Below are 10,614 nucleotides of genomic sequence, written 5' to 3'. Positions count from 1 at the left end.
GGACGGGGCTCGTTGAGCTCCGCGTCCTGCTCCCAGCGCTCGGCGAGGTCCGGGTTCGCGATCGCGGGACGGCCGACGGCGATGGCGTCGGCGATGTCCTCGTCGATCACGGCGATCGCCTCGTCGCGCGTGGTCATCGCGCTGAAGCCCGAGTTGACGACGAAGGGGGCGCCCGCGGTGCGGCGGATGTGCTGCACGAGGTCACCGGCCGGCTCGGCGTGCAGGACGTCGATGAAGGCGAGGTCGAGCGGCGCCAGGCCCTCGGCGATCGCGGAGTAGACGGCGCGCACGTCGGCGGCGTCGTCCTCGATGACGCCCTGGATGCCGTGCTCCGGCGACAGACGGATGCCGGTGCGGTCCGCGCCGACGGCCTCGGCGACGGCCGTGACGACCTCGACGGCGAAGCGGGCGCGGTTCTCCGGCGAGCCGCCGTACTGGTCCGTGCGGGTGTTCGAGTGGCTCGACATGAACTCGTGCACCAGGTAGCCGTTGGCGCCGTGGACCTCGACACCGTCGATGCCGGCGGCGATCGCGTTGCGGGCGGCCTGGACGAAGCCCTGGACGGCCTCGGCGACCTCGTCGGTGGTCAGCTCGTGGGGGACCGGCATGTCGGCCTTCGAGCCGTCGGCCAGGTGCGTCTGACCCGGGGCGGCGACGGCGCTCGGGCCGACGATGCGCGGGGTCTGCGAGATGTCGGGGTGCGAGACGCGGCCACCGTGCATGAGCTGCATGACGATCGTGCCGCCGCGCTCGTGGACGGCGTCGGCGACGCGGCGCCAGCCGGCGATCTGCTCGTCGGTCTCGATGCCGGGCTGGCCGGGGTAGGAGCGGCCCTCCTGCACGGGCCAGGTGCCCTCGGTGATGATCATGCCGAGGCTCGCGCGCTGCGCGTAGTGCTCGACGAGCAGGTCGTTCGGGATCCCGTGCTCACCGGCGCGGGTGCGCGTGAGCGGGGCCATGACGATGCGGTTGCTGAGTCGGAGTGCGCCGAGGGCGGTGGGTTCGAAGAGCTTCACGCCGAGCGGGAACGCCGACACCATGTTGCCTATTCCAACTCGGTCACGCTGTCCGGTTCTCGCGATCAGGGTCGCGGGCACACCAGCGTGGAGGAGCGGACCTGGCCCTCGGGACGGATCACGGTGTGCAGGGACAGCGGCTGGTGGCAGATCGGGCAGCCGCGGTCGACCGTGCGGTCGTCGAGGCCCTCGGGGTGACCGGCGCCGATCTGGGACGGCCCCATCTTGTTGATCAGCGTGGTGTTCCAGCGTTCGTACCACTGCGCGAAGCGTCCCATGATCACCCTTCCGTTCGTGCCCTGATCGTTAGTGTACTCGCTGTCTGGTGCGTTGCGCGGGTCAGGCGTCATCGACGATCTCGAGGAGTGCCGTCAACTCGTCCTTCAGGGCCTCGAGCCGGGCCACCGGCCACCCGAGCTGGGCGGCGACCGCGACGGGGACGGCCTCGGCGCGGTCGCGGAGGGCCCGACCGGCTGTCGTCAGGGACACCGCGAGCTGTCGTTCGTCCTCGGTGCTGCGGCCACGGCGGACGTAGCCGGACGCTTCGAGCCGCTTGAGCAGCGGACTGAGCGTCGCCGACTCCAGGCGGAGTTCGCCCGCGATCTCGCGCACCGAGCGGGGATCCCGCTCCCAGAGCGCGAGCATCACGAGGTACTGCGGGTGCGTCAGGCCCATCGGCTCCAGGTGCTCGCGGTAGAGCCCGACCACACTCCGACTCGTGGCGGCGAGGGCGAAGCAGAGCTGCCGGTCGAGGGAGAGCGGGTCGGTCTCGGTGTGGAGCATGCGCCCACCGTACCCTTCGTGCACGAAGCAGCGGTGATCGCGACAGCGGAACACCGGTGTTCGTCTGTTGCGTCGCGCATCTGCGCGATGTGTTCGACGAACACCGGTGTTCCGCCGGGGTGGCGCGGGGTGGACGACGGACGGGAGGCCCGGTGCCGGTCTCGTGGACCGGCACCGGGCCTCCCGTCGGTGACGCTGGTGCCTACGCGCGGTGCGAGGGCGAGTGACCCGAGTCGTGGGTCGGCGCGTCCGGCTCGGCCGGAGCGGCGTGCGAGCCGTGGTGCGCGTTGCCGTCGCCGTTGCCCTCGCCCACTGCACCGGAGGACGCGTGCTGCGTCGCCGGCTGCATGCGCTCGAGCTTGGCGCCCTCGACGTCGACGTCCGGCAGGATCCGGTCGAGCCACTTCGGGATCCACCAGGCGCTCTTGCCGAGCAGGTGCATCACGGCCGGGATCAGCAGCATCCGGACCACGAACGCGTCGAGCAGGACGCCGAACGCCAGCCCGAACCCGATCGGCTTGATGGTCGACGAGTCCGAGAAGATGAACCCGGCGAACACCGAGATCATGATGATCGCGGCCGCCGTGACCACCGCGCGACCGGCGTGCAGACCACGCTGGACCGCGACCTTCGCGCTGGCCCCGTGGGCGTACGCCTCGCGCATGCCGGAGACCAGGAAGAGCTGGTAGTCCATCGCGAGCCCGAACAGGATCCCGATCTCGATGATCGGCAGGAAGCTCAGGATCGGCGCCGGGTCGTGCACGCCGAACACGCTGCCGAGCCAACCGAACTGGTAGATCGCGGTCAGACCACCGAACGACGCGAGCACCGACAGGATGAAGCCCGCCGTCGCGGTGATCGGCACCAGGAACGACCGGAACACGATGATCAGGATGATCAGCGACAGACCGACCACGACCGCCAGGTAGAGCGGCAGGACGTTCGCGAGCTTCTCGGACACGTCGATGTTGGCGCTGGCGTTGCCGGCGACGCCGAGCTCCACCTTGCCGTCGTCGGTCGAGACGCTCTGCGAGCGGAGGTCCTTGACGAGCGTCTCGGTGGAGACGCTGTCCGGGCCGCCGTTCGGCTTCACCTGGAACGCGATGATCGAGCGGTCCTTCGACGCACCGATCGGCAGGACGGCGTCGACGTCGTCGTTCTTCGACAGCGCCTGACCGATCGTGACCTCGGTGCCGGTGACGTCGTCCTTGCTGACGGCCTTCGGCAGCGTCGCGACGACGAGCAGCGGGCCGTTCTGGCCGGCACCGAACTCCTTCTCGAGCGTCTTGTACGCCTTGTACTGGCTGGACTCGACCGCTTCGGACGAGCCGGAGGGCAGGCCCAGGCGCATCTGCGTGGCGGGGAGTGCGATGGTGCCGAGGACGGCGACGCCCGCGACGAGGGTGATCACGGCACGCCAGGTCGACATCGGCTTGTTCGGCACCTGCACCGAGCCGGTGTGCCCGATCTGCTGGCGCTCCTTCTTCCGGAGGATCCGCAGGCCGAGCAGCGACAGCAGGGCCGGGGTGAACGACGTGGCGATGAGGATCGCGAACAGGACCGCGACCGCACCGACCGTGCCCATCAGGCCGAGGAACGGGATGCCGGTGATGTTCAGCGCGAGCAGCGCGACGATGACCGTCGTGCCCGCGAAGACCACCGCGTTGCCGGACGTGCCGTTCGCGAGCCCGATCGACTCGTGCACGCCCATGCCCTGCTTCAGCTGGGTCCGGTGACGGTTGAGGATGAACAGCGAGTAGTCGATGCCGACCGCCAACCCGAGCATCACCCCGAGCACGGGCGTGACCGAGATGAACTCGACCAGGCCGGAGAAGGACAGTGAGGCGAGGGTCGCGACGCCGACGCCGAGCACGGCGCTGAGCAGCGGGATGGCGGCGCCGATCACGGTGCGGAGCATGAGGAACAGCACGAGGGCGGCGATGATGACGCCGATGATCTCGCCCGGTCCGAGGATCGACGGCACGCCCTGCGCGATGTCGTTCGAGACGAAGACGTCGACGCCGCTGATCTTCGCCGCGTCGGCACGGTCGGAGATCTCCTGCTTCGTGGTCTGCGGGACCTCGTAGGTCGACTTCGTGAACTGCACCGTGCCGATGGCGGCGGAGTCGTTCGAGGACACGAAGCGGATGTCCTTCGACAGGTCGAGAAGGTCGGAGCCCTGCTCGAGGTCCTTCTCGTTGTCCGCGAGCTTCTTCGTGTTCGCGTCGATCGTCTTCTGCGCGTCGGCGATCTTCTGCTCACCCGCGGTCAGCTGCTGCTTCTGGGCGTCGATCTGTGCCTGCGCCTGGGCGAGCTGCTGCTGGCCGGCCTGCGCCTGGGCCTGTGCGGCGGCGCTGGCAGCCGCGGCGGCACCGGCGGCCTGTGCCTGCGCCTGTGCCTGGGCCTTCTGCGCGTCGAGCTGCGCCTGGGCGTCCTTGATCTGCTGCTGGCCGGACTCGAGCTGGGTCTTCTGCGCGTCGAGTTCCTTCTGCCCGTCCTCGAGCTTCTTCCGGCCGTCGGAGATCTCCTTGCGGCCGTCGACGATCTTCTGCCGCTGGTCGTCGAGCTGCTGCTGGGTGGCGAAGCCGTCGGTGGTGCCCTTGATGCCGGGCAGGTCCTCGAGGTCGGTCAGGAACGACTTCACCCCGTCCTTCTGGCTGTCCGAGAAGGCCTTGCCGTCGGTCGTCTGGAAGACCAGCGTGCCGTTGCCGCCGTTCGCGCTCGGGAACTTGTCGGCCAGCTCGTCCTGCACCTGGCTGGTCTTCGTGCCGGGGATCGTGATCGAGGACGAGATGGTGCCCGCGAACAGGCTGAAGGTGACACCGGCGATCGCCATGAGGACGATCCAGGCGATGATCACCGTCCAGTGTCGGCGGGCCGCGAAGCGACCGAGGCGGTAGAGGAGGCCGGCCATGCTGGGCTCCGTTCCTTTCGTCGTGGGTGGTGCTGTCGAACGGGGTGCGCCGGTGGACCCCTGGGAGGACGTCGAGTGGTCAGTGTTCGGGCAGGTACCCGCTGCGGACGCTGTGCACGAGCCGTCCGAGCAGGGCGTCCCAGTCGTCCCGGGCCTCGTCGTCCAGGCGGGGGCCGGTGGTCGAGATCCAGTGGTCGGCGATGACGACGATGCCGCTCATCAGCGAGTCCACCAGCAGAGCGGTGTCCAGGGCATCAGCTGCGTGGTGCCGACGGGCGACCTCGCTGCGGAGACGCCCGGTCACGCGGGCGAACGCGGTCTGCGTGAGGGCGGCTGCCTTCGGGTCGTCGTCTTCGGGCTCGCCGAGGATGCCGTACAGCTGGACGATGGCGCCGGGCAGGTCGGTGCCACGGGCGGCGGACTCGAGCTCGTCGAACATCGCGGCGCGGCTGCCGTCGCCGACCGGGGTGTTCGCGATCTCGGCGAGGAACTGGTCGATGATCACCGACAGCACCTCTTCGCACACCGACAGGCGGATCTCGTCGAGCGACGCGAAGTGGTTGAAGACCGTGCGTCGGGCGACGTCGGCGCGGGCGGCGAGCTCGTCGACGCTGAACTCGCCGCCGCGCTCGTCGATCAGGTCGCGGGCGGCCTGCAGGATCGCTGCCCGGTGCCGTGCCTTGAGGGCAGCACGGCGGTCGGGTGAGAGGGTCACGCAGAAGACACTAAGTGCATCGATGCACTCGGTGCACCTTCCTGGAGATGATCCCCAGGTTCGTCCCCCGACCAGCGGGAGCGGACCTGCGGGAGCCCGCAGGCGCACTCGGCGACAGGCGGGATCGCCGCACTATCGTGTGACGATGCCGGACCGGACGAGGGTGATCATCGCGACCGTGCTCCTCGTCGCGGCCACCATCGCGCTGTCCGGCTGCCAGTCGATGACCGCGCCGGTCGGGCTCCCGAGCAGCGCACCCAGCGCGGGGACGGGCCGGGACGCGGGCACGCCGACCCCTGCGGCACCGACCCCGGCGAGCACGACGAGCGCCGCCACCACCCGCGCGCTCGACGCGCTCGAGCGCCGCGACGACGCCCGCCTGGGCCTCGTCGCGATCGACACCGGCAGCGGGGCGACCGTCACGCACCGGGCCGGGGAGCGGTTCGCGTTCGCGTCCGCTGCGAAGGTGTTCATCGCCGCGACCGTCCTGGACGACGCCCGGTCGGGCGACCTCGACGCCGTCGTGCCGATCGAGCAGCGCGACCTGCTGTCGTACGCCCCGGTGACGTCGCAGCACGTCGGCTCGGGCATGACCGTCCGGGCGCTGCTCGACGCGATGCTGCGGTCGAGCGACAACACGGCGGCGAACCTGCTCGTCGCACGGGTCGGCGGTCCGTCGGTCGTGCAGCAGTGGCTCCGGGGGATCGGTGACCAGGTCACCCAGGTCGTCCGGGTCGAACCGGACCTCAACGAGGCCACCCCGGGGGACGAGCGCGACACGACCACACCGGCCCAGTTCGCGGCGGACCTGCGGACCGTCCTGCTCGGCGACGCGCTGCGGCCGGCGGACCGGAAGATGCTCGTCGAGACGATGGCCGGCACCACCACGGGTGCGGCGACCATCCGCGCCGGTGTCCCGACGGGCTGGTCGGTCGCCGACAAGACCGGCACCGGCTCCTACGGGGTGCGGAACGACGTCGGGATCGTCACGCCGCCGGGCCGGGCGCCGATCGTCCTCGTCGTGATGACCAGTCGGTCGCGGGCGGACGCGAAGCCGGTCGACGCGCTCGTCGCGGCGGCGACGAAGGTGACCGTGGCCGCCCTGCCGGGCTGACCGGCGCAGGCAGACGACGGAACGGGAGGCTCCCCACCAGCTGGTGGGGAGCCTCCCGTCCGTCGTGCCGTTCCGCCGGTCTGGCGGTCGTGTCAGGAGACCGGCTTGCTCTCGTCGATCCAGCCCGCGAGCTTCGTCATGTAGTCGGCCTGCGAGGCGTAGTCGAGGGCGGGGAAGGTCCAGCTGTGGACCTGGCCGGCCTCAAGGGCGGCGTTGTCGGCGAACGTCGGCTGCTTCTCGAGGTCCGCGACCTGGTACCCCTGCTGCGAGAGCAGGATCACGTCACCGGTGATCTGGCCCGCGTTCTCCCAGCTGTAGATGCCCCAGTACCAGCCCTTGGGCTTCGGGACGACGAAGTCGACGCCGAAGTCGGTGTACATCTGCAGCGTCGGCTCGTCGGACGGGCGGGTGACGTAGGCGCCGTCGCCGTCCGCGTACATCGAGACGATGGACAGGTCCTTGCCCTTCACGGCCTTCTGCAGCGCGTCCTTGGCGGTATCGAAGTCCTTCTCGGCGGCCTCGACCCGGTTCTCCTTCGCCCCGAGGGACTCGGCGAGGTCGGCGATGTGCTCGATGACGTCCTCGCCCTCGCCGCCCCACTTGACCTGGGCGATCGGTGCGATGGCCGCGACCTGCTGCTGCTGTTCCTTGTCCTTGAAGCCGTAGGCCGGCTGGGTGGCGTCGAGCGTCCCCTTGGCGTCCGTCGGGTAGACCGAGGTGACGACGAGGTCGGGCTTCAGTGCCGCGAGCTTCTCGAGGTCGATGTCGCCGTAGCCGTTGCCGAGCTGCGTGATGCCGTCCTTGTCGAGATCCGTGAAGCGCTGGTCCTTCGCCATGGTCAGCTGCCCGAAGGTGCCGACGGGGCGCAGGCCGTACTCGATGAACGAGATCGCGATGTCGTTGAGGACCACGACGCGCTTCGGGGTGTGGTCGACCTTGACGGTCGCTCCGGTGGCGTCCTCGTACGACCACGCGCGGGAGGACGCGCTCGTGCCGTCGCCGGCGTCGTCGGATCCGCCGGTGCTCGAGCAGCCGGTCAGGATGAGGGCCGTCGCGGTGACGGCGGTCAGGAGGGCGGCACGGACCGTGCCGCGGCGGAGAGTGTTCACGTTAGGTGAGCCTAACCTAACCCGAATGGATGCACCAGTTCCGTGGTGGATCCCGGGCCGGGAGGCGCGTCAGACGTCGTGCTCGTCGGCCTCCGGCACAACCATGGGTGCGCCCGTCACCGGGTCCGGCACGACACGGGCGTGCAGCCCGAACGCCTGCGCGAGGACGGCCGGGGTGAGGACCTGGGCGGGCGTCCCGTCGGCGACCACCCCGCCGTCGTGCAGCACCACGAGTCGGTCCGAGTACCGCGCGGCCAGGGTCAGGTCGTGCAGCACCATCACGACGGTCGAGCCCTGCTCGCGGTTGATCCGCCGGACGAGCCGGAGGACGTCGAGTTGGTGCGCCAGGTCCAGGTACGTCGTCGGTTCGTCGAGCAGGAGCGTGTCCGCACGCTGCGCCAGGACCAGGGCGATCCAGGCGCGCTGACGCTGCCCACCGGACAGGCTCGCGACGTCACGGTGGGCGACCTCGGTCAGGCCGGTCGCCGCGATGGCGTCCTCGGCGACGGCCGCGTCCTCCGCAGTCCACGGGCGGGCCCACGACTGGTGCGGGTTCCGGCCGCGCATCACCAGGTCGAGCACGCTCGTGCCGGCCGGGGCGAGCGGCGACTGCGGCAGGATCGCGAGCTGCCGCGCGACCGCCCGGTTCGGTTCCTTCCGGATCGGCCTGCCGTCCAGCAGCACCTCGCCGGCCAGCGGCTTGAGCACCCGGCCGAGCGCCTTCAGGAGCGTCGACTTGCCGCAGCCGTTCGCGCCGAGGAACGTCGTCACGGTGCCGTGCTCGATCGTCAGGTCGAGGTCGCGGATGACCGGGGTCCGGTCGTACCCGACGGACAGGCCACGGGCCTCCAGGACGGGCACGGTGTGCTCGCGGGCGGCGGCCGGCGTCTCGGTCGGGACCGGGTGGGTCGTCGTGGTCATCGGGACATCTCCTTGCGGTGACGGATGAGGAGCCAGATCAGGTACGGGGCGCCGATCACGGTGGTGACGATGCCGACCGGCACCTGCCAGGGGAAGACCGAGCGGGCGAGCAGGTCCGCGCCGAGGACCAGCACCGCGCCGAGCGCTGCCGACAGCAGCAGCGGTGGCCGGTTCGTCCCCGCGATCCGCAGTGCGATCTGCGGCACCACGAACGCGACGAAGCCGACCGGGCCGGCGGCGGCGACCGCGGCGGCGGTCAGGACGACCGCCAGGCCGATCACGAGCAGCCGGTGCCGCTGGACACCCAGGCCGACGCCGGTGGCGACCTCGTCGCCGAGCTGGCCGATGCCGAGTGCGGCCGAGGTCGCGAGGGCGAGCGGCACCCCGACGGCGGCGATGACGAGCAGCGGCCACACCGTTGTCCACGAGGTGCTCGACAGGCTGCCGACGAGCCACTGCGACGCCGCGGTGGCCTGGGTGATCTTCGCGCGGACGAGCAGGTAGCTCGTGACGGCGTCGAGGGTCGCGCTGACCCCGATGCCGACCAGGATCAGCCGGTGGCTCTGCACGCCGCCGCGCCAGCCGAGCCCGTAGACGATCGTCGCCGCGACCAGGGCGCCGATCGTCGCGGCGACCGGGATGCCGCCGCCGAGGACCAGCGCGCTCACCGAGGAGCCGCCGCCGCCGAGGACGACCGCCGCCACCGCGCCGACGCTCGCGCCGGAGGTCACGCCGATGATGTCCGGCGTGCCGAGCGGGTTGCGGGTGAAGGTCTGGGTCAGGGCACCGGCGACCGCGAGCGTCACACCGACCAGCGCGCCGGTCAGGACGCGGGGCAGGCGCAGGGTCGTCACGATGAACTGGTCCGGCCCGGACTCCAGGCCGAGCAGCGCACGGACGACGGTGCCCGGGGCGATGAACGTCGAGCCGATCGCGACACCGAGGACGACGAGCAGCAGGGCGGCGACGACCGCGACGACCGAGGTGGTGAGGACGCGGGGACGCCAGGCGAGACCGACCGGGCCGATGCGGACGCCGCGGCGGGGGCCGGTGGCGGTGCCCGTGGTGGTCGGCGTGGTGGCGCTCACAGGGACACCAGCGATCGACGACGGGCGACGGCGACGAACACCGGACCGCCGATGACGGCCAGGACGATGCCGACCTCGACCTCGGCGAACCCGCCGATCAGGCGACCGACCACGTCGGCCACCAGGACCAGCACGGCCCCGAGCAGCGCCGACGCCGGCAGGGTCCAGCGGTGCCCGGTGCCGACGACGGCGCGGGCGACGTGCGGCACGGTCAGCCCGACGAAGGCGATAGGACCGGCCGCGGCGGTGGCGCCGGCGGCGAGCAGGGTGATGCCGCCGAGGCCGACGAGCCGCGCGGTGAGCAGGTCCTCGCCCAGCCCCTTCGCCAGCTCCGAACCGAGTCCGAGCGCGTCGAGGGCCCGGGTGTTCCAGATCGCGAGCACGAGACCGACGGCCATGAAGGGCCACGCGGCCGCGAGCACGTCGAGCTGTCGTCCGGACAGGGACCCGACGACCCAGAGCCGGTACGCGTCGAGGGAGTCCTGGTCGGTGAGCACGATGAAGGACGTCAGTGCCCCGAGCAGGGCGGACACCGCGGCTCCGGCCAGGGCGAGCGGCACCGGGCTGGCGGTCCCGCTGCCGGCGACGGTCACCGAGAAGACGACGACGCTCGCGACGACCGCACCGACCAGCGCGAACCAGACCGAGGCGCTGGTGCTCGTGACGCCGAAGACGAAGACCCCGAGGACGACCGCCAGACCGGCACCGGCGGAGACGCCGAACAGGCCGGGGTCGGCGAGCGGGTTCCGTGTGTGCCCCTGCATGAGCAGTCCGGCGATGCCGAGGGCCGCGCCGACGCTCGCGCCGATCAGGGTGCGGGGGACACGGGAGCCCCAGACGATCGCCTCGTCGGTCCCGGAACCGCTGCGCATCAGGCCGGCGAACACCCGGTCGGCACCGATGTGGTTGCTGCCGAGGAGCATGCTCGCCACCGCTGCCGCCACGACCAGCACG

10 protein-coding genes are annotated in these 10,614 nt (G+C 71.2%); 1 reads left to right on the top strand and 9 read right to left on the bottom strand.

Translation table 11 applies throughout. From position 1 onward, the window contains the following. The 5 genes from QL987_RS16240 to QL987_RS16220 all read right to left on the bottom strand — a co-directional run. The coding region (locus QL987_RS16240) for an alkene reductase (protein WP_290158665.1) at positions 1–1,040 on the bottom strand (1,040 nt) is incomplete at its 3' end. A gap of 41 nt (positions 1,041–1,081) precedes the next feature. Continuing rightward, the gene (locus QL987_RS16235; protein WP_111074797.1) at positions 1,082–1,294 is read right to left on the bottom strand and encodes a hypothetical protein; all 213 of its coding nucleotides are present in this window, start codon (positions 1,292–1,294) and stop codon (positions 1,082–1,084) included. Positions 1,295–1,355: 61 nt separating this feature from the next. Next, a complete protein-coding gene (locus tag QL987_RS16230; protein ID WP_290158662.1) occupies positions 1,356–1,799 on the bottom strand; it encodes a MarR family transcriptional regulator in 444 nt (147 codons plus the stop codon). Between the two features lie 202 nt (positions 1,800–2,001). Beyond that, positions 2,002–4,713 (bottom strand): MMPL family transporter, encoded by a 2,712-nt coding sequence (locus QL987_RS16225; RefSeq protein ID WP_290158661.1) that lies wholly within the window; start codon positions 4,711–4,713, stop codon positions 2,002–2,004. A 79-nt stretch (positions 4,714–4,792) separates the two neighbouring features. Then, complete coding sequence (locus QL987_RS16220; protein ID WP_181439228.1) at positions 4,793–5,428, bottom strand: helix-turn-helix domain-containing protein; 636 nt, start codon at positions 5,426–5,428, stop codon at positions 4,793–4,795. 145 nt (positions 5,429–5,573) lie between these two features. Between QL987_RS16220 and bla the strand changes: the two genes are divergently transcribed. Beyond that, positions 5,574–6,542, top strand: coding sequence for a class A beta-lactamase (bla, locus tag QL987_RS16215; protein ID WP_290158659.1), 969 nt, complete (start codon positions 5,574–5,576; stop codon positions 6,540–6,542). 92 nt (positions 6,543–6,634) lie between these two features. On the opposite strand, the gene QL987_RS16210 is transcribed toward bla, so the two are convergent. From QL987_RS16210 to QL987_RS16195, 4 genes are all read right to left on the bottom strand, one after another. Then, positions 6,635–7,651 carry an ABC transporter substrate-binding protein gene (locus QL987_RS16210; RefSeq protein WP_111074793.1) on the bottom strand — a complete coding sequence of 339 codons (1,017 nt, stop codon included), beginning with the start codon at positions 7,649–7,651 and terminating at the stop codon, positions 6,635–6,637. Positions 7,652–7,720: 69 nt separating this feature from the next. Next, a complete protein-coding gene (locus QL987_RS16205) occupies positions 7,721–8,572 on the bottom strand; it encodes an ABC transporter ATP-binding protein (protein WP_290158658.1) in 852 nt (283 codons plus the stop codon). Next, the gene (locus QL987_RS16200; protein WP_290158657.1) at positions 8,569–9,660 is read right to left on the bottom strand and encodes an iron chelate uptake ABC transporter family permease subunit; all 1,092 of its coding nucleotides are present in this window, start codon (positions 9,658–9,660) and stop codon (positions 8,569–8,571) included. Before QL987_RS16200 ends, QL987_RS16205 begins: the two co-directional genes overlap by 4 nt. Continuing rightward, positions 9,657–10,614 (bottom strand): iron ABC transporter permease (locus QL987_RS16195; protein WP_290158655.1); only part of this gene is annotated, 958 nt, incomplete at its 5' end. The genes QL987_RS16195 and QL987_RS16200, both read right to left, overlap by 4 nt.

This window comes from Curtobacterium sp. APC 4022, assembly GCF_030407555.1.
Classification (GTDB): Bacteria; Actinomycetota; Actinomycetes; order Actinomycetales; family Microbacteriaceae; genus Curtobacterium.
This window is presented reverse-complemented; position numbering and strand designations above follow the sequence as displayed.

Excerpts from the sequence above, each read along its gene's own strand:
- QL987_RS16235 (WP_111074797.1), bottom strand. The coding sequence starts at position 1,294 with ATGGGACGCTTCGCGCAGTGGTACGAACGCTGGAACACCACGCTGATC.
- QL987_RS16230 (WP_290158662.1), bottom strand. The coding sequence starts at position 1,799 with ATGCTCCACACCGAGACCGACCCGCTCTCCCTCGACCGGCAGCTCTGC.
- QL987_RS16225 (WP_290158661.1), bottom strand. The coding sequence starts at position 4,713 with ATGGCCGGCCTCCTCTACCGCCTCGGTCGCTTCGCGGCCCGCCGACAC.
- bla (WP_290158659.1), top strand. The coding sequence starts at position 5,574 with ATGCCGGACCGGACGAGGGTGATCATCGCGACCGTGCTCCTCGTCGCG.
- QL987_RS16205 (WP_290158658.1), bottom strand. The coding sequence starts at position 8,572 with ATGACCACGACGACCCACCCGGTCCCGACCGAGACGCCGGCCGCCGCC.